General features: G+C 74.0%; 23 protein-coding genes. 16 read left to right on the forward strand and 7 right to left on the reverse strand.

Annotated features, from left to right (window positions below; translation table 11 throughout):
* Positions 1 to 159: 159 nt before the first annotated feature.
* The 5 genes from ACH4SL_RS30600 (at position 160) to ACH4SL_RS30620 (ending at position 5,741) form a co-directional block, all read left to right on the forward strand.
* The gene (locus ACH4SL_RS30600; protein ID WP_398451471.1) at positions 160 to 1,053 is read left to right on the forward strand and encodes an oxaloacetate decarboxylase; all 894 of its coding nucleotides are present in this window, start codon (positions 160 to 162) and stop codon (positions 1,051 to 1,053) included.
* A gap of 14 nt (positions 1,054 to 1,067) precedes the next feature.
* Entirely contained in the window at positions 1,068 to 1,502 is a 435-nt protein-coding gene (locus ACH4SL_RS30605) for a hypothetical protein (protein ID WP_398451473.1), read from the forward strand.
* Between the two features lie 439 nt (positions 1,503 to 1,941).
* Complete coding sequence (locus ACH4SL_RS30610; RefSeq protein ID WP_398451475.1) at positions 1,942 to 2,949, forward strand: bile acid:sodium symporter family protein; 1,008 nt, start codon at positions 1,942 to 1,944, stop codon at positions 2,947 to 2,949.
* A 361-nt stretch (positions 2,950 to 3,310) separates the two neighbouring features.
* Positions 3,311 to 4,834, forward strand: coding sequence for a Na+/H+ antiporter (locus ACH4SL_RS30615; RefSeq protein WP_398451477.1), 1,524 nt, complete (start codon positions 3,311 to 3,313; stop codon positions 4,832 to 4,834).
* Positions 4,835 to 4,961: 127 nt separating this feature from the next.
* The gene (locus ACH4SL_RS30620; protein ID WP_398451479.1) at positions 4,962 to 5,741 is read left to right on the forward strand and encodes a DUF6928 family protein; all 780 of its coding nucleotides are present in this window, start codon (positions 4,962 to 4,964) and stop codon (positions 5,739 to 5,741) included.
* A 57-nt stretch (positions 5,742 to 5,798) separates the two neighbouring features.
* Here ACH4SL_RS30620 and ACH4SL_RS30625 read toward each other — a convergent pair whose 3' ends face one another.
* Together ACH4SL_RS30625 and ACH4SL_RS30630 are read right to left on the reverse strand one after the other, a co-directional pair.
* The gene (locus tag ACH4SL_RS30625; protein WP_398451481.1) at positions 5,799 to 7,328 is read right to left on the reverse strand and encodes a PstS family phosphate ABC transporter substrate-binding protein; all 1,530 of its coding nucleotides are present in this window, start codon (positions 7,326 to 7,328) and stop codon (positions 5,799 to 5,801) included.
* Positions 7,329 to 7,527: 199 nt separating this feature from the next.
* Positions 7,528 to 9,207, reverse strand: coding sequence for an esterase-like activity of phytase family protein (locus ACH4SL_RS30630; RefSeq protein WP_398451483.1), 1,680 nt, complete (start codon positions 9,205 to 9,207; stop codon positions 7,528 to 7,530).
* A gap of 272 nt (positions 9,208 to 9,479) precedes the next feature.
* On the opposite strand from ACH4SL_RS30630, the gene ACH4SL_RS30635 reads away from it, so the two are divergent.
* Positions 9,480 to 10,475 (forward strand): hypothetical protein, encoded by a 996-nt coding sequence (locus ACH4SL_RS30635; RefSeq protein ID WP_398451485.1) that lies wholly within the window; start codon positions 9,480 to 9,482, stop codon positions 10,473 to 10,475.
* A gap of 28 nt (positions 10,476 to 10,503) precedes the next feature.
* Here the strand turns inward: ACH4SL_RS30635 and ACH4SL_RS30640 are convergent, their stop codons facing one another.
* The gene (locus tag ACH4SL_RS30640) at positions 10,504 to 11,160 is read right to left on the reverse strand and encodes a phosphotransferase (RefSeq protein ID WP_398451487.1); all 657 of its coding nucleotides are present in this window, start codon (positions 11,158 to 11,160) and stop codon (positions 10,504 to 10,506) included.
* Positions 11,161 to 11,297: 137 nt separating this feature from the next.
* Between ACH4SL_RS30640 and ACH4SL_RS30645 the strand changes: the two genes are divergently transcribed.
* From ACH4SL_RS30645 to ACH4SL_RS30655, 3 genes are all read left to right on the forward strand, one after another.
* Positions 11,298 to 11,999, forward strand: a complete 702-nt coding sequence (locus ACH4SL_RS30645) for a DUF6215 domain-containing protein (RefSeq protein ID WP_398451489.1) — start codon at positions 11,298 to 11,300, stop codon at positions 11,997 to 11,999.
* 471 nt (positions 12,000 to 12,470) lie between these two features.
* A complete protein-coding gene (locus ACH4SL_RS30650) occupies positions 12,471 to 13,823 on the forward strand; it encodes a cation:proton antiporter (protein WP_398451491.1) in 1,353 nt (450 codons plus the stop codon).
* Between the two features lie 321 nt (positions 13,824 to 14,144).
* Positions 14,145 to 14,483 (forward strand): CPCC family cysteine-rich protein, encoded by a 339-nt coding sequence (locus ACH4SL_RS30655; protein WP_398451493.1) that lies wholly within the window; start codon positions 14,145 to 14,147, stop codon positions 14,481 to 14,483.
* On the opposite strand, the gene ACH4SL_RS30660 is transcribed toward ACH4SL_RS30655, so the two are convergent.
* Positions 14,440 to 14,634, reverse strand: coding sequence for a hypothetical protein (locus ACH4SL_RS30660; protein ID WP_398451495.1), 195 nt, complete (start codon positions 14,632 to 14,634; stop codon positions 14,440 to 14,442). The genes ACH4SL_RS30655 and ACH4SL_RS30660 overlap by 44 nt on opposite strands.
* Positions 14,635 to 14,705: 71 nt before the next feature.
* Here ACH4SL_RS30660 and ACH4SL_RS30665 point away from each other — a divergent pair, with 71 nt between their 5' ends.
* Both ACH4SL_RS30665 and ACH4SL_RS30670 read left to right on the forward strand, forming a co-directional pair.
* Entirely contained in the window at positions 14,706 to 15,311 is a 606-nt protein-coding gene (locus tag ACH4SL_RS30665) for a TetR/AcrR family transcriptional regulator (RefSeq protein ID WP_398451497.1), read from the forward strand.
* Between the two features lie 32 nt (positions 15,312 to 15,343).
* Positions 15,344 to 16,045 (forward strand): GNAT family N-acetyltransferase, encoded by a 702-nt coding sequence (locus ACH4SL_RS30670; RefSeq protein WP_398451499.1) that lies wholly within the window; start codon positions 15,344 to 15,346, stop codon positions 16,043 to 16,045.
* 10 nt (positions 16,046 to 16,055) lie between these two features.
* Here the strand turns inward: ACH4SL_RS30670 and ACH4SL_RS30675 are convergent, their stop codons facing one another.
* Together ACH4SL_RS30675 and ACH4SL_RS30680 are read right to left on the reverse strand one after the other, a co-directional pair.
* Complete coding sequence (locus ACH4SL_RS30675) at positions 16,056 to 17,324, reverse strand: phosphatase PAP2 family protein (protein WP_398452011.1); 1,269 nt, start codon at positions 17,322 to 17,324, stop codon at positions 16,056 to 16,058.
* Positions 17,325 to 17,687: 363 nt separating this feature from the next.
* Complete coding sequence (locus ACH4SL_RS30680) at positions 17,688 to 18,533, reverse strand: lysozyme (RefSeq protein ID WP_398451501.1); 846 nt, start codon at positions 18,531 to 18,533, stop codon at positions 17,688 to 17,690.
* A gap of 523 nt (positions 18,534 to 19,056) precedes the next feature.
* Between ACH4SL_RS30680 and ACH4SL_RS30685 the strand changes: the two genes are divergently transcribed.
* Together ACH4SL_RS30685 and ACH4SL_RS30690 are read left to right on the forward strand one after the other, a co-directional pair.
* Positions 19,057 to 20,247 carry a hypothetical protein gene (locus ACH4SL_RS30685; RefSeq protein ID WP_398451503.1) on the forward strand — a complete coding sequence of 397 codons (1,191 nt, stop codon included), beginning with the start codon at positions 19,057 to 19,059 and terminating at the stop codon, positions 20,245 to 20,247.
* Positions 20,248 to 20,749: 502 nt separating this feature from the next.
* On the forward strand, positions 20,750 to 22,753 hold the full coding sequence (locus ACH4SL_RS30690) for an ABC transporter ATP-binding protein (protein ID WP_398451505.1): 2,004 nt from the start codon (positions 20,750 to 20,752) through the stop codon (positions 22,751 to 22,753).
* Between the two features lie 65 nt (positions 22,754 to 22,818).
* Here ACH4SL_RS30690 and ACH4SL_RS30695 read toward each other — a convergent pair whose 3' ends face one another.
* On the reverse strand, positions 22,819 to 23,193 hold the full coding sequence (locus ACH4SL_RS30695; protein ID WP_398451510.1) for a MerR family transcriptional regulator: 375 nt from the start codon (positions 23,191 to 23,193) through the stop codon (positions 22,819 to 22,821).
* A 64-nt stretch (positions 23,194 to 23,257) separates the two neighbouring features.
* Here ACH4SL_RS30695 and ACH4SL_RS30700 point away from each other — a divergent pair, with 64 nt between their 5' ends.
* From ACH4SL_RS30700 to ACH4SL_RS30710, 3 genes are all read left to right on the forward strand, one after another.
* Positions 23,258 to 23,959, forward strand: coding sequence for an alpha/beta fold hydrolase (locus ACH4SL_RS30700; RefSeq protein ID WP_398451512.1), 702 nt, complete (start codon positions 23,258 to 23,260; stop codon positions 23,957 to 23,959).
* A gap of 290 nt (positions 23,960 to 24,249) precedes the next feature.
* Positions 24,250 to 24,825 carry a PadR family transcriptional regulator gene (locus tag ACH4SL_RS30705; protein ID WP_398451514.1) on the forward strand — a complete coding sequence of 192 codons (576 nt, stop codon included), beginning with the start codon at positions 24,250 to 24,252 and terminating at the stop codon, positions 24,823 to 24,825.
* A 35-nt stretch (positions 24,826 to 24,860) separates the two neighbouring features.
* Positions 24,861 to 25,868 (forward strand): tyrosine-protein phosphatase, encoded by a 1,008-nt coding sequence (locus ACH4SL_RS30710; protein WP_398451516.1) that lies wholly within the window; start codon positions 24,861 to 24,863, stop codon positions 25,866 to 25,868.
* Positions 25,869 to 25,923 lie beyond the last annotated feature (55 nt).

Consider the following 25,923-nt stretch of genomic DNA (forward strand, 5'->3'; position numbering starts at 1 on the left):
CAGTGGCCCCAAAGTTCGGCAAAACTGGGCAAAGTTTTCGGCATGTGCATATGCCGTACGGCCTTGCCGTGCACGCGCACAGGCACCCGCACCCGCGCGTGCCTCGGCACATCTGCCCATGCCTCGTTGCCTGCCACCACCACCAGCCAGGGAGAACGCGTGCAGTACGGAACCGTCCTGCGGAACGAGATCGCCTCCGCCGGGACGACCCCGCTCATCGGGGTTTACGACATGTATTCGGCCTCTATCGCCGCCCAGCACTACAACGGTTTCTTCGTCTCCGGCTTCGGCTTCGCCGCCTCCTACTACGGTCTCCCCGACATCGGCTTCATCGCCTGGCCGGACATGGTCGCCTTCGCCGAGCGGCTGCGGCTGGCCTTCCCCCGGCACCACCTGCTCGTGGACATCGACGACGGCTACGTGGACCCCGAGGTCGCCTGCCATGTCGTGCAGCGGCTGGAGCGGGCGGGCGCGTCCGGCGTCATCCTGGAGGACCAGAAGCGGCCGCGCCGCTGCGGGCACGCCGACGGCAAGCTCACGCTGCCGCTGGAGGAATACCTGGAGAAGCTGGAGCTGGTGCTCGCCAGCCGGACGGACCTGCTGGTCGTCGCCCGTACCGACGCCACCGAGGAGTCCGACATCCTGCGCCGGGCCGCCGCGCTCGCCGAGACGGACGCGGATGTCGTGCTCGTCGACGGGGTGCGCAGCGTCGACTGGGTCCACCGCATCCGCGAGGTGATCGGCGACAAGCCGCTGCTCTTCAACCAGATCGGCGGCGGCAAGTCGCCGCGGCTGTCCCTGACCGAGCTGACCGACCTCGGTGTGGACGTCGCCATTTACAGCACCCCGTGCCTGTTCGCCGCGCACACGGCGATCGAGAACGCCCTGGTGGGACTGAAGGCGGCGGACGGGCGGCTGCCCGAGGTGCGCGGCGCGGGCGCGGTCGGCGTGGCCGGCTCCACGCAGCTGCTGGAGCGCAACATCAGCCGCCACCACGGCACTTCGGGCGTGCCGCACGACCGTGCGCCGGTCGCCGCGCCCGTCGGCGTCTGAGCGGGGCGCGCGCGATGAGCGGCAGGCACGCGGCCCCCGGGCCGACGGCCGCGCGCCGGGCAGGCGTCGCGTCCCTGCTGGCGGCGGGCCTGCTGGCCGCCGGCGGCGGATGGACGTCGGCGTCCGCGGCGCAGGGCGGTACGGCGCCGGGTACGGATACGGGTGCGAAGTCGGCCCCGGCCGCGCCCCCTTGCTGCCGTGACGACGACGAGCCCGCGCAGCCCGAGCAGGTGCACGGCGACAACCACGGGCTCCTGATCATCGACAACTCCAACGCCGACTCCTGGCTGGAGGTCGACAGGACGCTCAACACGATGCTGCGCAGCAAGGGCACGGCGGGCAGCGACCACGACGGGGACGGCGGCGACGTCGACGTCACCCACGCACCCGCGGCGGGCACGGCCCCGCAGCCCGCATCACCCCCGGAGGAACCGGAAGGGGACGACTGAGGTGCCCGTACCGCCCCGGCCGCCCGACCCGAGCCCCGCCCCCGGCCCGGGTTCACCGCACGCGGGTCCGCACAGCCCGGACTCCTCTTCGGGGACGCCGAGCCCGGCCTCCCGCGCGCCCGGCGACCGGGGCTCTTCCGTACGCGGCGCGGCGGGTCCGGTGTCCCGTGCGCCCGACGCGGCGGATCCGGCGCCTCGCGCGCCCGGCGGCTCGCCCGGCGCAGCGGATCCGGCCTCCCGCGCGCCTGGCGGCTCGCCCGGCGCGGCAGGTCCGGTGTCCCGCGCGCCTGGCGGCTCGCCCGGCGCGGCGCGTACGGCCCCTCGCGCGCCCGGCGTCTTGCCCGGCGCAGCGGATCCGGCCTCCCGCGCGCCCGGCGACCGGGGCCCCTCCGTACGCGACGCGGCGCGTCCTGCGCCGCGCGCGCCCGGCGGCCGGGCCATGCCCCGGAAGGCGCTCGGTGCGCTGCGCCGGGTGGCCGACCCGTATACGGCGGCCCTCGCCGGTACGGTCGCGTTCGCCGCGCTGCTGCCCGCCGAGGGCGGCGCGGCGGTCGCGGCGGGGGACGCCGCGGACATCGCCATCGGCCTGCTCTTCTTCCTCTACGGCAGCAGGCTCTCCGCCCGCGAGGCGGTGGAGGGCCTGCGCGGCTGGCGGCTGCACTCCGTCGTCGTCGCGGCGACGTTCGTGCTCTTCCCGCTGCTCGGCCTCGCGGTCGGCGCGGCCGCCACGCCCGCGCTGCTGAGCCCGCAGCTCGCGACGGGGCTGCTCTTCCTGTGCGTGGTGCCCTCCACCGTGCAGTCGTCGATCGCCTTCACCTCCACCGCCCGCGGCAACGTCGCGGCGGCGATCTGCGCGGGCACGTACAGCAGCCTGCTCGGCATGCTCCTCACCCCGCTGCTCGCGGCCTGGCTCATCGGCTCCACCGTCCGCTTCTCCGCGGACGGCCTCGCCACGCTCGGGCTGCAACTCGTCGCGCCCTTCCTGGCGGGCCAGCTGCTGCGCCGCTGGACGGGCGGCTTCGTCACCCGCCACAAGCGCGTCCTCGGCCGCCTCGACCGCGTCTCCATCCTGCTGGTCGTCTACACGGCCTTCAGCAAGGGCATGTCCGAGGGCATCTGGCACCAGGTGACCCTGCCGCGCCTGACCGCTCTCCTCCTCCTGGAGGCGGCGATGCTCGCGGTCGCCCTCACCGCGACCTCGCTGGCCGCCCGCCGCCTCGGCTTCCCGGCGGAAGACCGCATCGCGATCGTCTTCTGCGGCTCGAAGAAGAGCCTGGCCACGGGCCTGCCCATGGCGGCGGCCCTCTTCGGCCCCCGCGCGGGCCTGGCGATCCTCCCCCTGATGCTCTTCCACCAGATGCAGCTCGCCGTCTGCGCCGTGATCGCCACCCACTGGTCCCGCCGCCCCGCGCCTTCTGCCGCCCCGGAGCAGCCCGCCCTTGCGTAGGGTCCGGGCCACCAGGGGCGCGGGGAACTGCGCGAGCAACCGTCCACCGGCCGGTGGTCCGGTACGGACCGGGCTGCCCCTTCGGGTCGGTGACGACCCGCGCCGCGGCGGTGGGCCGCCCCCGCCCCTCAGTGCTCACCGCCCTGCGCAGCAGAAACGCCCACCCCGCGCGGCAGCGCAAGACGCTCACCCCCGCGGGAGGCGTCAAGGTTCCGATAAAATGACCCCCGGTGTGCCGGGAAGCCTGGTCGGCGTGGGTGCGGTGGTCGCGTAAGGGCGGCGGCCGGCCCAGTGGCGTCGTGGGGTCGTACGCAAGGTGCACGCTGTAGGGGTCGTTCTTCTGCTGGTTGTTCTGGCCACCGTGGTCGCGACGTTCGCGCGCCGGTGGCAGTTGCCCGCGCCGTCCGTGCTGGTGCTGGCCGGGGTCGGGGTGGCACTCGTGCCGGGGGTGCCGGCGCTGGATCTGCCGCCGGAGGCGATCGCGCTGGTGGTGCTGCCGCCGCTGCTGTACGCCTCCGCGGAGGAGCTGTCGCTGCGGGACCTCGCGGCGGTGTGGCGGCCGGTGACGGTGCTCGCGCTGGGGCTGGTCTTCGCGTCGGCGGCCGCGATCGCCTTCGTGGCCGTCGCGGTGACGGGGCTCCCGGCGGAGATGGCCTTCGTGCTGGGGGCGGTGCTGGCCAGTACGGATCCGGTCGCGGTGACGGCGCTGGGGCGGCGGCTCGCGCTGCCGGGGCGGGTGCAGGTGCTGGTGCAGGCGGAGAGCCTGTTCAACGACGCGACCTCGCTGGTGCTGTTCAAGGTCGCGGTGGGCGTGGCGGTGGCCGCGGGCGGCGCGGCGGTGGGCGTGCCCGCCGCGGGTGGCGAGTTCCTGCTGCTGGGCGGCGGCGGGGCCGCGGTCGGCGGGGGCGTCGCGGGGGTCGTGTGGCTGATCCGGCGGCGTACCGCCGACCCCGTGCTGGAGACGGTGACCGCGCTCGTCACCCCGTACGCCGCCTACGTGCTCGGCGAGTCGGCCCACACGTCGGGCGTGACCGCGGTCGTCGTCGCCGGGGTGCTGCTGGGGCGCTCCGGGCGCACGCTGGGCCACGCGCACGTACGGCTCCAGGTCCAAGCCGTCTACGCGGTGGTGGTGTTCCTGCTGGAGAGCGTCGTCTTCGGCGTCATCGGGCTGGAACTGCCCGCGCTGGTGCAGGAGTTGCCCGCCGGCAGCCGGTGGTGGCCGGTGCAGGCGCTCGCGCTCGCCGCGGTGCTGCTCGCCGTACGGGTGCTGTGGACGCTGCCGTTGACGCGCGGGGTGCAGCCGGCCGGGACGGAAGGGCGGCTGCCGTGGCGGGCCGCGGGGGTCGTGACGTGGGCCGGGACGCGCGGGGTGATGCCGCTGGCCGCCGCGCTGTCCATTCCGCTGACCGCCGACGACGGGTCGCCGCTCGCCGGGCGGCCGCTGGTCCTGGTGCTCACCACGGCCGTCGTCGTCCTCACCCTCGTCGTGCAGGGGCTCACCCTCGCCGGGGTGGTGGGCCGCTCCGGTCTCGCCCTGGAGCCCGAGCACACCGCCCGCGAGGAGGCCGCCGCGCGGGACGTGCTCAACCGCGCCGCCCTCGCCCACGTCGACACGCTCGCCGGGCTGGAGGCCGCGCCCGCGACCGCCCTGGACCGCGCCCGGCGCGCCTTCGCCGACCGCCTGGAGCGCAACGGCGGGGGCGGCGACGGTAACGGCCGCGGAAACACTGCCGACGAGGCCTACCGCCTGCTCCGCCAGGAGGCCATCATCGTGCAACGCGAAGAACTTCTCCGCCTCTACGACGGCCACCGCATCAGCGACACCACCCGCCGCCGACTCCAACTCGACCTCGACCGCGAGGAAGCCGCCCTGGGCGGCCCGTGACCCTCCAACCACCCCTCCCCACCGGCGGATTCGGGCACTGACGGTGCGGCCGGATACGGTGCGGGCCCGAGGACGAACACCGCACGAGTACGCACTGCACATCGCACGAGCACAGGGGGAGACAACCGTGGGAGCCAAGACCGGACTGCTCGGGTACGCCGACGGCGCCGTACCGGACGCGCTGCGGCAGGCGGCAGCGGCGGGGGAGCCGGACCGGGAGCGGACGCGGGCGCTGATGCGGCGGCTCTACCCGGGGTGGGAGGTCACGCCCGCCGCGGACGGCACCCTCGACGACACCTACCCGGTCAACGGCACCGCTTTCGCCGGGAGTTGGCCCGGCCTGGACCTGGTGTGCGACAAGGGCGTGATGCTGGACTTCCCCTCCCAGCTGCCCGCCCGGCTGGTCGCGGCGAGCCGCGGGCGGCGGCTGGTGCTGCACGCGATGCACAGCGCCGTCGACTGGCTGGCCTTCGCGGTGTGGGAGGACGGCCGGCTCGTGCGCTCCCTGAGCGTCTCCCCGGAGGACGGGGTCACCGAGGACATCGGTGAGCCGCTGCCTTTCGAGCGCCCCTACTGGGCCGGTGAGCGCCCCGCCGAGATCGAGCCGTGGCCCGGCGAGGAGGACGAGACCTACCCGCTGCCCTTCCACCCGCTGGAGCTCGGCGAGGACGCGCTGCGCGCCCTCTTCGGCTTCACCGTGGAGGGCCGCCCCGACCCCGCCGACGTCGACCGGCGGGCGGTGCCGCTGTGCGGCTTCGCGCTGCGCGACCCGGCGGGCCCGACGCCGGAGGAGCGGGCGGCGGAGATCCGGCGGCTGGTCGAGTCGATGCCCCCGCCGCGCTTCTACGGCCTCCAGCCGGACGGCTCGCTCGCCGAGGTCGCCCCGCCGTTCGCGGGCGGCGCGTAGGGCCCGGGAGCCCCCGCGGAGCCCTCGTCCCGTGGCACTCCCCGCGGCCGGGAGCCCTCAGCTCGTGGCACTCCCCGCGGGCGCGAGCCCGCACCGCACGTACCCGTCGGGCGAGTAGCAGGGCACGTGCCCGCGAGCCGCTATCAGCGACGGGCCGCCGCCGCGCAGCAGGAAGTTCAGGAAGCTCGTGGCGAGCGAGTCGTCGCCGGGGGTGCCGTACGTGTAGGCGTGCTCGATCTCGGTGAAGGGGTAGCCGGAGGGCTCGGCGGTGGCGGCGGCGCCGTCGATGGTGACGGTCCGCACGCCGGGCGCGGCGAGGGCGGCGCTCGTCTCGGCGTAGCCGATCGCGCCGGGCACCGAGGCGACGGCGGACAGCACGTCGCCGGTGGTGTCGCGTTCGCAGCGCACGAAGTGGTCGGTGGGGCCGTTCGTCGTCCGGCAGTCGTGCGAGGTGAGCGCGGGTTCGCCGTAGTTGCCGAGCAGCTTGTGGCTGAAGATGTCGCGGGTGCCGGAGTTGGCGGTGCGGCTGACGAGCCGGATCTCCTGGTTCCCGCCGCCGAACTGGTCCCAGTCGGTGACGTGGGCCAGGAAGATCCGCTGGATGTCGGCGGTCGACAGATTCCGCACCGGCAGACCGGAGTTGACGACGACGGAGAAGGACATGACGGCGACCTGGTTGTCCCGGAGCGCCGGGTAGTCGCCCTCCGCCTTGGGCCCGTCGGACATCGCGATGACATCGGGCGCGCCGCCGTCGTCGCCGTCGGCGGACAGCTGCCGTACACCCTCCTCGCTGCCGTTCGCGGTGACGGTGACGGACGCGTCCGGGCATTCGCCGGTGTACTCGGCGGCGACGGCCCGTACGGTGGGGGCGAAGGCCGTGGAGCCGGTGACGGTCAGGTGGCCGGTGGCGCAGTCCATCGGCGGCGGGGGGTTCTCGGCGACGACGATGATCGCGGCGAGCACGGTGACGCACACCGTGAGCAGCACGGTGACGAAGCGCGCCGGGCGCGGGAAGGACGGCGGCTTCTCGTCCATCGGCACCGACCGGTTGGGCTTGACCTTGCCGCCCGCGATGCCGCCGGTGATCGTGACCGGGGAGTTGACCGGGCCGCCGGTGAGCCGGATGAGCAGCTTGTAGTGCTCGCCGGGGTTGAGCGGCACCCGCGGCAGGTAGACCTTGTCGGCGTCGTGCCGCACGCCGGTGGCGTCCGGCGCGAGCCGGAAGTGGCCGATCAGGCCCGCGGGGTCGGGCTGGGTGACGGCGGCGCTCTGCACCTGGCGGCCGGTGAAGAGCACGGTGAGGCCGCGGTCCGGATCGGGGTCGGTGTAGTCGCCGGTGCGGATGTCCTCGGCGCCGTCGTTCTCGATCCGCAGCAGCACGAGCGTGGCGTCGGGGGTGCGCGGCAGCGCGGTGAACAGCTCGTTGCCGCCGTCGACCGCGATGTCCATCTGCACGCGGTAGCCGATGCTCTTGCCGCGCACCCGGCGCTCGTACCAGACGACGCCGACCGAGACCCCGACGCCGATCAGCGCGGTCGCGACGGCCACGATGTTGTCGGCGCTGAGGAAGCCGTCCATCCCGCCCATGCCCGGTACGCCCCCCAAGTACGCCGCCGGTAGGCCCTGTTGTGCGTAGGGCGGTCCATTCCAGCAGCGCACCGCGGGCGTTGACACCTGCGGAGGGTGAACTCCCGGTGACGTTCCGCCCCGACGAGAGCGGTCACCGACGAGGCGGTCCCCGGCGCGGCACGGCCCCCTGCCGGAGGGAGCCGTGCCGCGCGCGGGCTCAGCGCACGGTGATCGTGACGGTGACGGTCTTCAGCACGGCCGGCAGCTTGGTCGTGTCGACCTTGAGGATCTCGCCGCTGTCCTCCGCGCCCGTCGACGGCAGCACCTTCTGGTGGACCGTCCACGTACCGTCGGGGTCGACGGCGATGGTGTCGATGCCGAAGTCGTCGTCGTTCGACAGGTACAGCGTCCGGCCGCCGTCCGACGTCGCGACGCCCTCGACCTTGTCGTGCGCGAAGAAGCCGCCGGTCGGGTCGAGTTGGCTGACCAGGGTGCCGACGTCCAGGGTCTGCTGCTTCTGCGCGACGTTCACGCCCGCGGCGGTCAGCGCGGCGAGCGCGTCGTTCGTGCCGTCCTTGCCGACGAAGGCCTCCGGCGACTTGCCGCCGATCGTCAGGCCGGAGACGTCCGTCGCGCCGTTGACGTCGACGGTGTAGAGCGTCTTCTTCGCGAACGGCTGGTAGTTGCCGTCGCGCTCGTCGACCAGGAATTTCGTCCCGGACAGCGCGGTGATCTCGCTGTTGGCGTTGCCCGTGTCGGCCGGGTCGTCCAGCAGGTACAGGTACTGCTTGGTGGCGAAGGTGCGCAGGTCGACCGTGACGATACGGGTCGGCGCGACGTTCTTGGCCTTCGTGCTGCCGAGGTCCGGCTGCTGGAGCGCGGACTGCATGATGCCGACGAGGGTGCGGCCGTCGGGGCTGACGGTCAGGCCCTCCATGCCCTTGTTGGTGGCGCGGTTGGCCAGCTCGGCGGGCAGGTAGCCGAGGATCTTGTGCTTGGCGTTGTCCACGCTGTTGCGGTACGGCGTGAGGCGGCCCAGCTCGTAGCCGTTGGCGTCGAAGTGCGTGATGTACGGGCCGTATTCGTCCGACACCCAGAAGCTGCCGTCGGGCAGCGCGACCAGGCCCTCGGAGTCGTAGCCGTACGCGTCGCGCGCGACGGGCACGGGGGTGCCGCCGTTGGCGTTGGTCCTGTCGACGTCGTCGATGACCTCGGCGGTGTCGTGCGGCGGCAGCCCGCTGTACTTCACGCCGCCCAGGCTCTTCGGGCCCTTCAGCGTGACCTGCTTGACCAGCTCCGCCTTGCCGTCGACCAGCTTGAACTCGCCGATCTGCGGGGTGAATCCGAGCAGCATCTCCGACTTGTTGCCGTCGGGGGCGTCCGCGTTCGGGCCGCGGTCGGTCAGCCCGTAGAAGTAGCCCGGCCGGTGCGGGACGGGGGTGAGCGACGAGCCGTAGCCCTCGCCGGACAGCTGCGTGGTCGTGCCGTTCGGCCCCTTGACCTGCGCGAGCGGCGCCAGCGGGGTGCCCTTCGCGGTGGTGTCCTTGAACAGCTCGACCGCGTCGGTGGTGGTGTACGTGAACGTGTCGGTGCCCCTGAAGCCGGCCTGCGGCTTGTAGCTGAAGCTGCCGTCCGCGCCGATCGTCAGCGCGCCGTGCGAGGGGGCGGAGTGCCGGACGACCGCGGTCGCGCCGGAGTCGTTGCGCAGCACGTCACCGGTGAGGGTGCTGCTGCCGTGCGTGGAGTACGTGTCCGCGTTCGCGCGGAAGTCGTGCGACGGGGAGAGCCACCCGGCGCCCTGTGCGGCGGCGGTGCCCGCGCCCGCGACGGCGACGGCCACGCCGATCGCCATCGCGACGCGGGTACGCCGACGGGTGAGGAGGGATCGTGAAGTCATGCCCCGAAGGTGGCGCCCCCTGGTGAACTGCGCGCCGCGCGGGGGTGAACCAGGGCTGAAACCGGCGCCGTTCTTGGCGCTGCCTGCGCCGCCGGCGGGGGCGGTGACGTGCGTGTTCCCTGCGGGGGCCGGTGGGGCGGGTGGGCCTGCGCGGAAGGGCAGGTGGGCCGGTGCCGGGGAGCCGTACTGCATTACCAGAGCCGCCCGTGGGCGTCCACCAGTTGAGACGTTCCGGCCCGCGGAGGCGGGGTCGTAGGGAACGATGCGGCCTCATGACGTACGCGGTGACGGTCGACGCGGAGATCCCCGCGGATGCACCCGCGCTGGACGCGCTCCAGCGCGAGGGCGCGGTCAGCCTGCTGGAGCGGCATTTCGACGCGCTGGAGCCCGACGGCTCCGACGTCACCGTCCTGGACCGGGTGATCGCCGGGCATCCGCGCGGCGCGCTGCTCAGGGTCGTCGTGGCCGCCCCGGGGCTGGAGCCAGCGGAGGACGCGGTGCACGTCGTCATGACGGAGATGCTGGCCCGCAGCGGGCTGCTCGCGCACTGGGTGGTCACCCGGTGCGAGGTGCAGCTGCACGACGGCATCGCCCAGGAGAGCCTGGACGCCGCGGACGGCCCGGACGCCCCGCCGTCCGACCCCGCCGAGCGCGCCCGCCGGCACGCGGCCGGCGGACCGGCCGCGCCGGGCAGCCCGGACGCGGAGGCCGACGCGATGCGGCGCAGGCTGCGCGCGATGGCCCCCCAGCTGCGGGCCTTCCCGCACACCGCGGGAGCCGCCGCGGAGATCGCCGCGGGCGCCCTCGTCTACGGCGTCCACCTGCTCGTCGACGAGCTGTTCGCGGACCTGGGACGGCTGGAGCCCGCGGGCCCGGGGTGCACCGGGCACGGCGAGCCCTTCCTCGTCCTGGACGACCTCCCGGCGGAATACACCGGCCACTACGACGTGCTCTTCGTCCGCCGCCTGGTCACGACCGCGGTGACGATGACGGGGCGCCTCGCCCAGCCGCTCCCCGCGCCCCCGGCGTGCCCGGCCGAACAGCTGCTCATGCGGCTGCTGCTGGACCGGGCCGAGGCAACCGCCGACCTCTACGGCCTGCTGGACGCCGAAGTCCGCACCGCCTTCGGCGACTTCGCGGCGGGCCTGGACGCGACGACCACGGACCCGGCCCCGGTGGCCGACTGGTTCACCCCGCTGTCCGCCGACCGCTTCGTCCACCCGTACGCGGCGGAGGACGGCGAGGAGGACGAGGAGGAGGGGGCCTGAGGCTCGCGCCCAACTCCCCCTCCCACCCTCATGCGTAGCGCTGCCGCAGCTCCTCCACGAGGCGGATCTCGGCGGGGCTGAGGGTCGGGTCGGCCAGGCGCAGGCGGGTCGCGGCGGGCATGCCGGCGCGTACGTCGGCTTCGGCGGCGCGGTTGGCCGACCGCAGCAGGGCGCGCAGCACCAGCCGCGTGGGCAGGGGCAGTTCGAGGCAGCGCAGGATCACCGACGTCATGGCGACGTCCACCTCGGGCGCCCCGGCCCGCGCGTTGGACCAGTCGATGACCCGCGGCCCCTGCGCGGTGAGCAGCACGTTCTCCGGGTGGAGGTCGAGGTGCAGCACCCGGGCGTCCCCGGCGCCGTCATCGGTGAGCGGCGGCAGCCACTCCGGCGCCCGCAGCGCGTGCAGTTCGCGGTGCAGCCGCCCGAGCACCGCCCCGTACTCCGCGGCCCGCCACGGGTGCTCGCGCAGCGCCTCGGACATGGTGGGGCCGTGCAGCCGCTCCATGACGAGGTCGGCCCCGTCCGCGGCGTGCACGGCGGGTACGGGGTAGCCCGCGGCGGCCAGCCACCGCAGGGTCCGCGCCTCCTGCGCGGTGGAGCGGCCCCCGTCCCGGAAGCGGCGCAGCACCCACCCCTCGTCCAGGGCGTACACGTCCGCCTCGCGGCCCTTCGCGATCAGCTCCATGCCGGGGAGTCTGCCAACTCCCGCGCCCCGCCGCCCGGTCGGGGTCGCCGGCTCCCCGCCGGGGAACACTTGTGCGCCCGCCCGGCAGAGGTTAGTGTCCCCCCGCCGCATATCAAGAATTGTCGCAGGTGGGGGACATGTCCGGGGAGAGCCAGGCTCGGCCGAAGAGTGCGAGCGCGTGGGGCCAGGCCGTCATGGCGGTGGTGCTGATCGGGGGCTTCGGCGCCGCTCTGCTCTTCTTCCAGCACACGCACGCCGACAAGGAGCACGCGCACGCCGCCCCGGCCGCGACGTGCTCGAAGCCCTCGAAGCCGCCGGTGAAGTCCCCCTACCTGTCCGGGGCGCAGCTGTGCGAGCTGCTGTACGTCCCGGACCTGGCCGACCTGCTGGGCACCCCGGGGGAGAAGGCGCAGTCCACGACGACCAGCGGCAGCACGCCCCCCACCGACGACAAGGGCCTGTCCGGCCCCTACGCCCAGGTCTCGTTCCCGACCTGGACGGTCAACCTGGCCGTCACGTACCACAACCTCCCGATGGCCCAGACGGTGAAGATCCTCGGCGCCGACGCGCGGCAGCACACCGTCCTGGGCCACCCTGCGTTCTCCTACGCGGACCGCGCGATCAGGATCAGCCTCGGCTCCGACTCCAGCTCCGGCGGTTCCGCCCCCGGCGCCCCGTCGACCGTCCTGTCCGTGTCCATGGACCCCCAGGGCTCCGGCAAATCCTTCGACCTCGCCCTCTGGCACACGAACGGCACCCTCCCCCCTGACGACACCACCCTCCTCCACCTGGCCACCACCCTCCTCCCCACCCTCCCCGGCTGGACCCCCACGACATGAGCCCGCGACCCGCGGACCTGGGCCGGGGAATTGCCGGGCCGCCGGGTGGTTTCATACGCCCGGTATGACGAATTCATGGCCAGGTGTGAGGAATTCATGAATTGCGGCATAACGCCTCACGCGCACCCCTTCCGGCCTGCGGCGTCCGCGCTGGCGTGAATCAGCCGTCGTTCGGGGGGATTTCCCGTTCGCCGGTAATCGTAGACGCCCGTGCCTCCGGCAAATTACACTCGCTGCCTCCGGAGACGTCCGGACGACCGTCATCCTCGTCCAGTGCCCGTCGCGCCACATTTCGGCCAACGTGTGCCGGCGCATCGCCGCGCCCGTCCCTTGCGTGCGCCCGCGTAGGTCTGCCTGTGCGGCCGCATGGGCCCACCGCAGAGCCTGTTGAGCACCACGACCGCTGTGACCGCTCCCGCCGGAGCCGCGCGGCCCGCGCGGTTCGGCGGCCTCCTGAGGAGATCCGCTCACATGACGAACGTTGCGCTGCATTCGCTCGCCCCGCACGCCGATTTACAAATCGCCATCATGATGGCCGGTATCGCCTTCGTGCTGCTGGTCGGTCTCGCTCTCGGCGGCATTGCCCCGCGGTTTCGCCAGCCGGTCGTCATGGCCGAGGTGCTCGCCGGCATCGTGCTCGGGCCGAGTGTGCTCGGGCAGTTCCCCGGTGACCTGACGCACAAGCTCTTCCCCGCCGATTCGAGACCGATGCTTTCCGCGGTGTCGCAGGTCGGCCTCGCGCTGTTCATGTTCATGGTGGGGTGGGAGTTCGAGAAGCGCATCCTGCGGCCGCACCGCGGGCTCGCCGCGGCCGTGTCGATGTCGTCGATCGCGTGCGCCTTCGGGCTCGGCGTGCTCGTCGCCGTCTTCCTCTACCCGCACCACAACACGGTGGCCGGGCACCACATCTCCTTCACCACCTTCGCCACCTTCATGGGCGCCGCGATGTCCGTGACCGCCTTCCCGGTGCTCGCCCGCATCATCACCGACCGCAACATCGGCCACACCCGCGTGGGCACGCTGGCGCTGGCGAGCGCCGCCGTGGACGACATCCTCGCGTGGTGCATGCTCGCGTACGTCTCCGCGCTCGTGACGTCCGGCAGCGCGCGCGACCTCGTGCAGGTGCTGTCGCTGAGCGCCGGCTACGTCGTGCTGATGTTCTTCGTGGTCAAGCCCGTGCTCGCCCGCCTGGTGGGCTTCTTCGCCGGCCGCCGCAAGTGGCGCGAGCTGCTGGTGATGCTCGCGTCCGGCGCGTTCCTCTCCGCCTACGCGACGACGTGGATCGGCATCCACGCGATCTTCGGCGCGTTCCTCTTCGGCTTCATCATGCCGCGCGAGCCCGCCCGCGAGCTGACCGAGCACCTGCGCAAGCCGCTGGACAACGTCAGTACGGTGCTGCTGCCGGTCTTCTTCATCATCACCGGCCTCGGCGTCGACATCAACGGCCTCGGCGGCCGCCAGTACGTCGAGCTGCTGGCCATCGTCGCCGTCGCCTGCCTCGGCAAACTCCTCGGCGCGATCGGCCCGGCCCGCGTCTTCGGCCTGTCGTGGACGGAGTCGCGCGCGCTCGGCCTGCTGATGAACACCCGCGGCCTGACCGAGCTGATCATCCTCAACGTGGCCGTCCAACTGAACGTCCTGGACAGCCAGATGTTCACCATGATGGTGATCATGGCCCTCGTGACCACGGCGCTGGCGGGCCCGCTGCTCCCCCGCGCGAGTGTCCTGGCAAGCGCGAGCGTCGAGGTCCCGCCCCCGGCGAAGCCCGCGACCCCGGTGCCGGACCCGGTGACCGAGCCCGTGGAACCCGGTTCCCACGGCTGATCCTTCCCGCGGGCCCGCCGGTGCGGAGGCCCGGACCTCCGCACCGGCGGGGCCGCCCACCGCCGGATCAGCCACCCTCACGCAGGTACAGGTCGCGCAGCAGGCCGATCTCGCCGCCGTGAGCACCTAGCCGCGCAGGCAGAGGTTGCCGATATGCCAGATCCGCCACGCGACCGTCGTGACGGGGTCCGGCGCCCCCGGACCCGATTCCGGGAACAGCGTGGCGACCTGGTCAACCGCCGCAGGCGCCGGGCCGTTTCGAGGCCCGCGGCCCGGCTCGTGTCTTGCGGACCGGGCCGCGGGAGCGGAACGATGTCCGGCATGGCCTCCGCGGACCTCGTCGCCTGCCCCTGCTGCTTCCAGCTGACCTTGGAGAAGCGGGCCGACTTCGAGATCTGCCCGGAGTGCGGCTGGGAGGACGACGGGCAGGACGACGCGGACGCCCACATGGTGCGTGGCGGGCCCAACGGTTCGCTCAGCCTGGCGCAGGCGCGGCTCGACTACCGTGCCTACGCGGCGGAGACGGCCGAGGAGTCCGTGACGCACGGCGGCCCCGGCCGGTGGCTGGCGGAGGCCCACCGCCAGGTCCCGGACCTGGGCGCGCCCCAGGCGGGTCCTAGTCGTCGTCCGAGCGGAAGAGCGTGGCGAAGGCCGCGGTGAGGGCGAACGCGAGCGCCACGACCGCGACGGCCAGGCCGAGCGTGGTGGCGGCGCTGACCTCGGACGGCGGAAAGGCCGCTTGGCGGGCGATGTTGAGGACGACCGCGACGGCGGCGAACGTCCACCACGAGGTCTTGTCGAAACGGCGCATACCCGTACCCCTTATTTAGCACGGCCGTGTCACTTCCCCTCAAGATAACACAGGCGTGCGATAATGGCCGGATGCCGAAAGTGGTCGACCATGACGAGCGGCGCGCGGAGCTGGCCGCCGCGCTGTGGCGCGTCGCGCTGCGGGAGGGCTTCGACGCGGTGAGCGTCCGCTCGGTCGCGCGGGAGTCCGGCTGGTCGGCGGGGGCGCTGCGGCACTACTTCGCGGACAGGACGGCCATGGTGCTCTTCGCCGTCGACCACGCCGTGGCCGCCGTGCGGGAGCGGATCGCCGCGGCCAACGCGGCGTCGGGCGCGCTCTCGCCGGAGTTCGTGCAGGCGCACCTGGAGCAGCTGCTGCCGCTGGACGACGAGCGGCGGCTGGAGTCCGAGGCGTGGTTCGCACTCGTCGTGCTCGCCCACCGCGACCCGGCGGCGGCCGAGCGCCGGGCCGAGGTCGACGACCTGATCCGCGACTCCGTCGAGAGCGCGGTCGCCGCGCTGGCGGAGCTGGGCAGGCTCGGTGCGGGCCGCACCCCCGCCACCGAGGGCGCCCGCCTGCACGCCCTCCTCGACGGCCTCGTCCTCCAGCTCCTCGCCGCGCCCCCGCGCCTGACCGCGGCCCGCGCCCGCGCCCTGCTGGCGGACCACCTCGCGGACCTGGCCCGTAAAGCGGGCTGACGCGACGGGTCCGTGCATGTAAGACTCACTCCATGACGGAGACCATTACCTCATCAGGTGTCGGCAGCACGGACGGACTCACCCCCGCGGAGCTGAAGCGCGCGTGGGTCGAGGGCTGGGTGGTCTCCCGGGCGGCGGCGCCGCCGATCGAGGGGCCGTGGGGGCTCACCGTCGACGTGGGGCTCGTGCCGCAGGTGCGCCGGTACGTACTGCCGGACGCGGACGAGGCGCTCGTCCGTACGGTCGTGCGGACCGTCACCGCGCCCGGGACATGGCTCAAGTGCTTCCTGGAAGCGGAGACCGTGGAGGCCTGGCTCGCCCCGGGCTGGAAGCTCGACAGCCCCGGCTTCCTGATGGCGACCCGGCTGACCGCGGGGCCCGAACCCCGCTGCCCCGACGGCTACCGGCTGCGCACCTGGACCCACGGCGGCCTCACCCGCGCGCTCGTCACCACCGACGACCACGCCTTCGCCGCCCGCGGCCAGATCGCGGTCCCCGCCCCCGGCGCCGCCGCCGTGATCGACCAGATCGAGACAGCCCCGGCCCACCGCCGCCACGGCCTCGGCAGCCTCGTCATGCGCACCCTGTGCGCCACGGCCGCCGCCGCCGGATCCCCGACCGCCGTCCTGGGCGCGACCACCGAGGGCCGCGCCCTCTACGAACACCTCGGCTGGACGACCTACACCCCGCTGACCGGCGCCGTCCTCACCCCGGTCGACGAGCCGTCCGTCTAGGCGGCCCGGCTCAGACCAGCACCGCCGCCGGCTCCGGGGAGGGCTCGCGGGGCTGGGGTGGGTTCCAGGGGCGGGTGGTGCGGAGGTAGGCGGTGATCACGGAGAGCAGGGCCAGGATCAGGAGGGGGCCGGCGAGCCAGGGGTGGTGGGCCATCTGGGTCGGGAGGTAGCGGTAGGAGAGGAGGAGGGCGGTGAAGACGGCTGTGCCGTAGGCGACGAGGGCGAGGCCGCGGGGGTCGAGGCCGCGGTCGAGGGTGCGCAGGGCGGCCTCGATCGTGAGGGAGAAGACCGCGCCCGCGATGAGGTCGACGCCGTAGTGGTAGCCGAAGCCGAGGGTGGCCAGCAGGGTCGCGACGAGCCAGAAGGCGCCCGCCCAGCGCAGGGCGCGGGGGCCGCGGCGGGAGTGGACGAAGATCGCGGTGGCCCACGCGGTGTGCAGGCTGGGCATGCAGTTGCGCGGGGTGACCTCGTCGAAGGGCATCGGGTGCGGGGTGGTGAGCGCCGGCGCGGTGTGCGGCCACAGGTTCGCGAGCGCCCAGTGGCCGCCGTCGCCGCCGTACGCGAAGACCGGGCCGACGGTCGGGAAGAGCATGTAGATGCCCGGCCCGACCAGGCCGATGACCAGGAAGGTGCGCACCAGGTGGTGGCGCGGGAAGCCGCGGTCGGTCGCGACGTGCCGCAGCTGGTAGAAGGCGACGGCGACCGCGGCCACCGCGAGCTGGATGTACACGTAGTCCAGCAGGTGCTCGCCGACCGGCCCGGTGGCGTGCACCATCCGGCCGACCAGCCACGACGGGTTGCCGAGCGCCCGGTCGGCGGTCTCGGCGTACGGGTCGAGCACGTTCGGGCGCGCCTTCGACGTGATGAGCAGCCACGTGTCGCCGACCTTGCGCCCGGTCACCAGCAGCAGCCCCAGCCCGACGCCCTTGAGCAGCAGCTCCCGCTCCCGCCCGGTGCGCCGGGTCAGCGCGATCACGACGCAGCCGATGATCACCCACAGCGCCCCGTTGCCGAACGTCGGCTTCGCCCCCGCCGCCCACCGCACCAGCAGGAAGACGGCGTCGATGCCGACCGCCGCGCCGAGCGCGACCGCCCGCTCCCGCCAGGTGAGCACGACCATCAACAGCGCCATGCTCGCGTAGAGCAGGAAGCCCGACTTCGGCGCGAACACGACCTCCCGCACCTGGTTGGTCACCGGCCCCGGCAGGTCGTAGTGCCGGGCGGCGATCTCCATCCCGGCCATGAAGGCGGCGGTCACCACCCCGGCCACGCCCCACAGCCATCCCGGCACCCGGATCGGCTTCACCGCCGCGTCCGCGCCGGTGGCGGGCGCCGCGTCGGTGGAGCGGTCCGGGTGCCGGGACGACCGGGACTGCCCGGGTATTCGGGTCCGTATTCGCGAGTTCGTCTGCGTCAACGGACTGGCCGATTTGTCAGAATGGGGCTGATTATCGCGGTTTTCATGCCGTAATGCAGGGCTTTCCGGTGAACGAGCGGCGAAGCAGAATCGCCATAGGCTCGAACATGTTAACGGAACGCGAAGAGCGGGTGGCGGTGCCCGTACGCGGACGAGCCCCCGTCCGCTACGCGCGTAGCGGACGGGGGCTCGGGTCTGCTCCGGCGGCGTGCCGCCGGGGCGGGGTCAGCCGTTGGCCAGGGCCTGCACCCGGCTGAAGTCGCCGTTGAAGGCGTCCTGGTCGCCCGGGAAGACGCCGCTGTCGGCGTACTGCCAGATCGTCTGGTAGGGCCACTTGTACGGCATCGTGCCGGGGCTGCCGTTGTAGTTGGCCAGCGCCAGCGGGTTGGTGGAGGAGAAGTCGCCGGTGTTGCCGGTGCACTGGCTCCACCAGCTCGTCGCCGTGTAGATCACCGGCCAGCGGCTCGTCTTGGCGTGGTATTCGTTGCTGAACGACAGGATCCAGTTGACCATCCCGGCCGCCGACAGGCCGTAGCAGCTCGCGCCGTACGGATTCCACTCGATGTCGAGCATGCCGGGCAGCGTCTTGCCGTCCTTCGACCAGCCGCCGCCGTGGGCGACGAAGTAGTCGGCCTGCGTGGCGCCCGAGGACGTGTTGGGCGTCGCGAAGTGGTACGAGCCGCGGATGAGGCCGGCGTTGTACGAACCGTTGTACTGCTGGGCGAAGTACGGGTTCGTGTACGACGTGGACTCCGTCGCCTTGACGTACGCGAATCGCGCCCCGTTCGCCGCGACCGAGGCCCAGTTGACGTTGCCCTGGTAGCTGCTGACGTCGAGGCCCGGCGTGCCCGCGACGTTCGGGGTGAGGGTGAGGTGGCTCGCGTCCGCGGAGGCGGACTGGTGCTTGGCGGTCTGCGACCCGGCCCAGTCCAGCTCGGGGTGGGTGATCGGGTTCGTGGTGGCGTGGGAGGGGGCGGCCGCGGCGGGTATTGCGGTGGCACCGAGGGCGGCACAGGCCAGCACCGCGCAGGCGGTGAGCCCGCGAGAGCTGACAGGGGCATGCCAAATCATGGATTCCTCCGGACAGGAAGGGGTTCCGGGTGGGGGGTGTGGGGACGGCATCGTCCAAGCCAAGAGTGAAGGTAACTTTCTTCCGGCACAAGGCGCATGAAAGAAAATTTCTGCGCGCGGGCGTGGGCGGACGGTACGGGGGCGCTGGCGCTGGCCGGGAGGGGGCTCGCTGCGCGCGGGGGCGCTGGCGCCGGCCGGAGGCGGGACCGCTGGGCGCGGGCCGGCGCGGGTGCGGCTGGTGCGGCTGGTGCGTGCGCGTACCCGGTGCGGCTGGTGCGGGCTGGTGCGTGCCCGTACCCGGTGCGGCTGGTGCGGGCCAGCGCGCGTGCGCGTACCTGGTGCGGGCCGGTGGATGCTCACCGGGCGGCCTCCGGACGTTCGTCGGGGGGACTGTTGCCCAGCGGTGACGATTCACCCACGGGCGCAGGACCGTTGATCGTCGACACTCTCACCAGCAGCTTCGCGCCGGGCGCGGCGCGAGGCCCATCGTGACCCACGCTCATGAATTCTGGGGGGAATTCCTGTGTCCGTTCGACGTGGCGCCGCATCCGCCGCCCTTGTCGCCGCCGCCGTCATCGGTGGCGTCCTGCTCGTACCGGCCGCCGCCTCGGCCGCGCCCGCCTCCGCCTCCGCCTCCTCCGACGGCCTGGGCGTGACCGTCGGCGATGCCGTCCGCGACACCGTCACCCGCGGGCACGGGGAGGACGGCTTCACGCTCACCGTCAGCAACCCGACCGGCAAGGCGCTGCCCTTCACCGGCACCGTCGTCCTGACCCCGCTCGGCGGTCCCAGCCCGCTGGCGCCCGGCCAGCTCACGGTCGGCGTCCAGCCGCTGACCGCGCCGGCCACGGACACCTCCGTACTGGGCGAGAACCCGGGCCTCTTCGCGCAGTTCTTCCCGCAGGGCGGCAACGCGCTGAAGGACCCCTTCCGGCTGCCGGCCGGGTCCAGCTACAGCTGGAAGGTCACCTTCGGCTTCGCCGCCGGCTTCCCCGGCAACGACGACGGGGTACGGGCCGCCGTCGACATCTCCGTCCCCGACGGCGGGCACGTCACGCCCGACCCCGCGGCCCCCATGGACTTCGGCCTGTCGCCCGCCCTCCCGGACGGCGAGGTCACCGAGCACTTCTCCGGTGACGTCAGCCTCTCGCCCGGCCACCCCGGGCAGACCACCCTCACGGTCGACAACGGCGCGGGCGGCAGCTTCACCAGCCCGCTGGAGACGATCGTCGAGGTCCACCCCGCCAAGGGCGACGCGCTGCCGGACCTCAAGGGCCTCACCCTCGAATACCGCACGGGCGGCGGCGCCTGGACGCAGGCCGAGGCGATCGAGCCGGGCGAGGGGTGGGCGCTCCCCGACATCCCCGCGGGCTTCGCGTACCAGCAGACGCGGGCGTTCGACCTGCGCTTCTCGCTTCCCGCGGGGAGCGGCAACCGCACGACCGCGGAGGATCTGACGATCGACTCGCTGCTGCGGCTCGGCGGCACGGTCGCCTCGGCGGAGGGGACGTTGCACTACGCCCCCGCGGCGGGGGGTACGTCGCCGTCGTCGTCCGGGACGACCGGTACGGCCGGCGGGGCGGACTCCGGCGCCTCCCTGCGGCTCGCCGAGACCGGCAGCCCGCACGCCGACCTCTTCGCCGGGGCCGCGGCCCTCTTCGCCGCGGCGGGCGCTGCGCTGGCCCTTGCCGCGAGGCGGCGCCCCTCCGCGTAGGGGGCCGAACGCCCCGGCAGGAGGCCGCGCGTGCGGCGCCGGGCAACTACCAGGAGGCTGCGTGTGCCGCGCGTGGCGAGCGTTTTAGGGGCGCGGGGAGGATGCGCGTGCGGCGCCGGGCGAGCGTTTTTAGGGGCGCGGGGAACTGCGCGCTCAGCCCCCACCGGGGCGCGGGTAGTCACCGGCCCAAAGGGGCAACCCGGTCCGCTCCGGACCACCCGCCAGTGGTGGGTTGCTCGCGCAGTTCCTCGCGCCCCTGATGGTTGCCCGGCGCAGTAGGCGCAGCCTGAAAAACGAGCGCCCTGCGGCGCAGCCGCGCCCCTGGCGTACCCGGCGCGGGGAGCGCGGAGGGGGCGCACCGGCGTACGCCATATGCAGGTGGCATGCGTCCACGCGCCGGACAGGGTTTCCGGCGCGTACCGTGCCGCGGCCCGCGGCGGGAGCACACTGGTGGGCCGGATCGCGGCCGCCGGGCCCGCGGCCGTACACAAGGGGCGGGTTCATGACGAAGCGGGAGTCGGTCTTACCGGGGCAGCGCACGGGCGGTACGCCGCACGAGCCCCCCGGCGCGGGGAAGGCCGGAAGCGCCGGAAGCGCCGGGAGCGCCGGAAGCGCCGGAAGCGGCGAAAAGGCCAAAACCCCCGCCGACCCCGCCGGCACCGAGGAGCTGCGGCTCGACTTCCCCGCCGACCGGCGGCTGGAGGCCGGGAAGGCGATCACGCTCGGGGCGATGGCGCGGCGCCTGCCGCAGCTCATCGGCCGCGCGCTGGCGATGGCGTGGCAGGTGGACCGCGCAGCGGTGATCGCGCTGCTGGTGTGCCAGGTGGTCTCGGGCGTGCTGGAGGCGCTGGGGCTGCTGGCGATGACGGGCACGATCACCGCCGTCATCGCGTCCGGCCACATCGCCGCCCGCCTGCACCAGGCCGCGCCCTCGCTCGTGCTGCTGGCCTCGGCGGCGGGGCTGCGGGCGGTGCTGGGCATCGCGGTCACGGCCCTCTCCACCCGCCTGGCCCCGCGGATCTCCCGCGAGGCGGAGCTGCGGCTGCTGGACGCGGCGACGCACGCCGAGCTGGCGGCGTACGACCACCCCGGCTACAACGACCGCTGGGACGCTGCCGACCGCGGGGTCGAGGTCTCGCAGGAGATGCTGAACCAGTCGCAGAGCGTGCTGGCGGCCGCGGCCTCGCTGGTCGCGGCGGCGGCGGTGCTGACGACCGTCCACCCGGTGCTGCTGCCGCTGCTGGTGCTCGCGTCGACCCCGCAGGCGATCGCGGGCGTACGGGCGGCGCGGCTGACGTATCTGACGTCGCTGGACACGATGAAGGACCGGCGGCTGCTGGGCATCCTGCGCTGGTATCTGGTCGACAAGCAGAACGCCGACCAGATCCGCTCGGGCACGATGGCGGGCTTCCTGCTGGGCAAGTACCGCGCCGCCGGGACGCGGGTGGACGCGGCGACCGACCGGGCGGCGTGGCGGGCGGCGAAGATGGCGCTGGCCGGGAGCGTGGCGGGCGGGGTGGCGTCGGGCGCGGTGTGGGCGACGCTGCTGTGGCTGATCGCGTCGGGGCGGGTGTCGGTCGCGGCGGCGGGGACGGCGACGTTCGCGCTGCGGTCGGTGGGGACGGGGCTGCGCGGGGTCGTCGGCTACGGGGCGATCATCTTCCGTACGGGCATGTACCTCGACGACTGGTCGGACTTCCTCGACGAGGCCGGTGGCCACCGCGTCGACCGCGGCGCCACCGTGCCGTACGGCCCGGCCGTCGTCCGTACCGACGACCTCGGCTACACCTACCCGCACGCCGAGCGGCCCGCGCTCGACGGCGTCAGCCTGGAGGTGCGGCGCGGCGAGGTGCTGGCGCTGGTCGGCGAGAACGGCTCCGGCAAGACGACGCTGAGCAAGCTGCTCGCCGCGCTCTACCTGCCCGGCTCCGGCAGCGTCACCTGGGACGGCGCCGACACCCGCACGCTCGACGCGCAGGCGGCCTGGCGGCGGGTCGCGGTCGTCCCGCAGGAGTACGCGCGGTGGCCGCTGACCGCCCGCGAGAACATCACCCTCGGCCAGCCGCTGCCCGCCGCGGACGACGCCGTACGCGCCGCGGCCCTGGCCTCCGGCGCCGACGACGTCCTCGAATCGCTGCGCTCGGGCCTCGACACGCTGCTGGCCCGCGAGTGGTGGGGCGGCCAGGAGCTGTCCGGCGGGCAGTGGCAGCGGGTGGCGCTGGCCCGCGCCTTCCACCGCGACGCGGGCCTGCTCGTCCTCGACGAGCCAACCGCCGCCCTCGACCCGCGCGCCGAGCACCGCATCTTCACCGGCCTGCGCACCCTGGCCGCGGACCGCGCGGTCGTCCTCGTCACGCACCGGCTGACCAACGTCACCGTCGCCGACAAGATCGCCGTCCTCGACCACGGCCGCCTCGTCCAGTACGGCACCTTCGCCGAGCTGCGCGATTCCCCCGGACTTTTCCACGACCTGTGGATACTCCAGAACGACCGCGCGACGGTGTAGGACCGGCGGGTTCCGCGGGCCGGTGCGCGGCGACCGGTGTGCGGCGACCGCGCCGGTCCGGGCCTTCAGCGCGGGCGCGTCCCCTCCCGCCTGGCCTCGGTCGCGGCACGGAACTCGGCCAGCGCGGCCCGGCGGCGGCTCAGGTCCGCGATGTCCGCGTCCATCCTCTCCAGGTGCGCGGCCATCGTCCGCAGCACCTCCGGGCACGGCTCGATCCCGGGCCCCGCGCCGGTGGCACACGGCAGCATCCCGCGGATGGCCTCGGTGGTCAGCCCGGCCGCCAGCATGCCGCGGATGCGGGCGACGACGTACGGGGCGTCCGCCGCGTACACGCGGTATCCGCTGGTGTCGCGGTCGGGGCGCAGCAGGCCCTGCTCCTCGTAATACCGCAGCAGCCGGGCCGCGACTCCGGTCCGCCGCGACAGTTCGCCTATCAGCACCGGCTCTCCTCACCACGCCCGGGACTTGACCTTCGCACCCATGTGAGGGGTCAACGTACGGGGCATGCGCGATTCATTCCCCGCCCTCGCCACCACCGTCACCGGAACCGGACCAGGGCTGCTGCTCGCCCACGGCGCCACCGGCAGCATCGAAGGCAACTTCGCCCCGGTCCTGCCCGCCCTCGCCGCCGCCCACACCGTCGTCGCCCCGGACTACCCCGGCTCGGGCCGCACCCCGGTCGCCGCGGCCCCGCTGGACCTCGACGCGCTCGCGGACGCGGTCGTCGACTCCGCCGTACGGCGCGGCGTCGGGCGGTTCGCCGTGCTCGGCTTCTCGCTCGGCACGCTGGTGGCGGTGCGTGCCGCCGTACGCCATCCCGAGCGGGTGACCGCGCTCGTGCTCACCGCCGGGTTCGCCCGGCCCGACGACCACCTGCTCGGCCTGCTCCCCGGCTGGCGCGCCGCGGTGGACCCCGCGCTGCACCCGCACATCGACCTGATCCCCTCCCTCGACACCACCGCCGACCTGGCCGGGGTCGCCGTCCCCACGCTGGTCGTCGCGACGACCGCCGACAGCATGGTCCTTCCCGACGGCTCGCGCGCGCTCGCGGCCGGGATCCGGGGCGCGCGGTACACGGAGGTCGACAGCGACCACGTGGTCATGGCCGAGCGGCCCGACGCGTGGCTGACACCGGTCCTCGACTTCCTCCACTCCCTTTCCCTTGCGGGCGGAAGGGACCTCCCGGGCGGCCGGGCAGGCGGCTGAGCGGCGCCCGCCGCCCTTCCGCGGACCGCGCGCTCAGTCCTTGTGCTGGTACTTCGTGCCGCCCATGAGCACGAGCAGCGTGCCGACGCAGATCGCGATCACCGCGAGCGAGAACCCGATCGTCTCCAACGCCCTCATCGCACCGCCCTCCTCCCGTTCCCCCCTCACCGTCGCACACGGTCACGTAAGCGGCATTCCGGACGCGGGCCGCATGGGCGGGGTCCCGAAGGGTATAGTCGAAGTCGGGTAATCGAAGTCGGTCATGGAGAGTCGGGCCAGGGGAGGGGCGGATGGCGGCACGCGCGGTGCGGACCCCGCTCACGCTGGCGGTGCTGAGCCTGCTCAGGGAGCGGGCGCGGCATCCGTACGAGATCCAGGCGCTCGTGCGGGAGCGGCATGTGGACGAGGTCGTGAAGATGCGCGGCGGGTCGCTCTACGACGCGATCCGGCGGCTGGCCGACGCCGGGCTCGTCACGAGCGTGGCGTCGGAGCGCGCGGGTGCGCGGCCGGAGCGGACGGTGTACGCGATCACGGACGAGGGGGTCGCGGTCGCCGACGCGCTCGTGCGGGACTACCTGCGCGAGCCCGCGCAGGACTTCCCGGTGTTCGTCGCCGGGCTCGCGCACATCCTCGACCTCGAACCCACCACCGCCGCGGCCCTGTTGCGGGAGCGGCGCGCCGCGATCCAGGCCGAGCACGACCGCGTCGCCGCCCAACTGCACGCCGACACGGCCGACTTGCCGCGGGTCGTGACGCTGGAGGCCGACTACGCCCAGGCGTTGCGGGTCGCCGAACTGGCCTGGCTCGACCGCGTCGCCGCCGGGATCGAGGCGGGCGAGCTGCCCTGGCCGGAAGGCCGCACGTAGAACGCACATCGCGCACCGACGAGCGGAGGAAGCACATGGGAACGGTCGTGCTGGCGGTCGACGTGGTGCGCGGCGCCACCGGCGGGCTCGACGTGACGTGGGAGGCGGCGGGCGCGGGCGGTGTGGAGGTCGCGGTCGGGCCGACGCCCGAGGCGGCCGGCAGCGGCCCGCCCGTCGCCCGCGTCGCGGACGGCGCCGCCCGCCGGGTCGCCCTCGCCGGGCTCGGGCCCGGACGCCACTACGTACGCGTCGCCCCCGCGGGCGGCGGCCCCGCCGTGCTCGCCGCCGAGCGCGTACTGCCGCTGGAGGGCGCGACCAACTTCCGCGACCTCGGCGGCTATCCGGTGCGTGGCGGCGGCCGCACCCGCTGGGGCCTGGTCTTCCGCGCCGACGCCCCCGACCGCCTCACCCCCGCCGACCTCGCCGCCCTCGCCCCGCTCGGCCTGCGCGTCGCCTACGACCTGCGCACCCCCGACGAGCGCGCCAAGGCCCCCTCCGCGCTCCCCGCCGCTATCCGCCACGAGCCGTACGACATCGGCGGCGACGCCTCCCGTACGACGCTGCTCGGCGACCTCTTCCGCACCGGCCGCCTCGACGCCCTGCCCGACGACTTCCTGCACCGCGTCTACCTCGACATGGCCGGCCAGGACGCCGCCACCTTCGGCGCCGTCCTCACCGCGCTGGCCGCCCCGGACGGCGCCCCCGCCCTCGTCCACTGCACCGCGGGCAAGGACCGCACCGGCATGGCCGCCGCCCTCCTGCTGTCCGCCCTCGGCGTCCCCACCGCCGCGGTCCTCGACGACTACACCCTCAGCCGCCGCCACTACAGCGAGCAGCGCCTCGCCGCCGTCCTCCCCCGCCTGCGCCGCCTCGGCCTCGACGAAGCCCGCTACCACGCCGTCTTCGGTGCCCCCCGCGACGCGATGGAGCACACACTGGCCGCCCTGCGCGACCGCCACGGCTCGATCGAGACCTACCTGACCGACCGCTGCGGGGTGACGCCCGCGACGCTGACCGCACTGCGCGAGCGGCTGGTGGGGTGAGGCAAAAGCGGGAGGGGCGCGGCGAGATCGCCGCGCCCCTCCCGCATGTCCGGTC

It is taken from the genome of Streptomyces sp. NPDC021020 (assembly GCF_044333285.1).
GTDB lineage: Bacteria > Actinomycetota > Actinomycetes > Streptomycetales > Streptomycetaceae > Actinacidiphila.

Bases quoted from the DNA above. Each gene is read 5' to 3' on its own strand.
- ACH4SL_RS30705 (WP_398451514.1), top strand. From the start codon at position 24,250: ATGGCGGCACGCGCGGTGCGGACCCCGCTCACGCTGGCGGTGCTGAGC.
- ACH4SL_RS30700 (WP_398451512.1), top strand. From the start codon at position 23,258: ATGCGCGATTCATTCCCCGCCCTCGCCACCACCGTCACCGGAACCGGA.
- ACH4SL_RS30690 (WP_398451505.1), top strand. From the start codon at position 20,750: ATGACGAAGCGGGAGTCGGTCTTACCGGGGCAGCGCACGGGCGGTACG.
- ACH4SL_RS30635 (WP_398451485.1), top strand. From the start codon at position 9,480: ATGACGTACGCGGTGACGGTCGACGCGGAGATCCCCGCGGATGCACCC.
- ACH4SL_RS30710 (WP_398451516.1), top strand. From the start codon at position 24,861: ATGGGAACGGTCGTGCTGGCGGTCGACGTGGTGCGCGGCGCCACCGGC.
- ACH4SL_RS30660 (WP_398451495.1), bottom strand. From the start codon at position 14,634: ATGCGCCGTTTCGACAAGACCTCGTGGTGGACGTTCGCCGCCGTCGCG.
- ACH4SL_RS30630 (WP_398451483.1), bottom strand. From the start codon at position 9,207: ATGACTTCACGATCCCTCCTCACCCGTCGGCGTACCCGCGTCGCGATG.
- ACH4SL_RS30610 (WP_398451475.1), top strand. From the start codon at position 1,942: ATGCCCCGGAAGGCGCTCGGTGCGCTGCGCCGGGTGGCCGACCCGTAT.
- ACH4SL_RS30640 (WP_398451487.1), bottom strand. From the start codon at position 11,160: ATGGAGCTGATCGCGAAGGGCCGCGAGGCGGACGTGTACGCCCTGGAC.
- ACH4SL_RS30680 (WP_398451501.1), bottom strand. From the start codon at position 18,533: ATGATTTGGCATGCCCCTGTCAGCTCTCGCGGGCTCACCGCCTGCGCG.
- ACH4SL_RS30625 (WP_398451481.1), bottom strand. From the start codon at position 7,328: ATGGGCGGGATGGACGGCTTCCTCAGCGCCGACAACATCGTGGCCGTC.
- ACH4SL_RS30605 (WP_398451473.1), top strand. From the start codon at position 1,068: ATGAGCGGCAGGCACGCGGCCCCCGGGCCGACGGCCGCGCGCCGGGCA.
- ACH4SL_RS30665 (WP_398451497.1), top strand. From the start codon at position 14,706: ATGCCGAAAGTGGTCGACCATGACGAGCGGCGCGCGGAGCTGGCCGCC.
- ACH4SL_RS30655 (WP_398451493.1), top strand. From the start codon at position 14,145: ATGGCCTCCGCGGACCTCGTCGCCTGCCCCTGCTGCTTCCAGCTGACC.
- ACH4SL_RS30645 (WP_398451489.1), top strand. From the start codon at position 11,298: ATGTCCGGGGAGAGCCAGGCTCGGCCGAAGAGTGCGAGCGCGTGGGGC.
- ACH4SL_RS30670 (WP_398451499.1), top strand. From the start codon at position 15,344: ATGACGGAGACCATTACCTCATCAGGTGTCGGCAGCACGGACGGACTC.
- ACH4SL_RS30650 (WP_398451491.1), top strand. From the start codon at position 12,471: ATGACGAACGTTGCGCTGCATTCGCTCGCCCCGCACGCCGATTTACAA.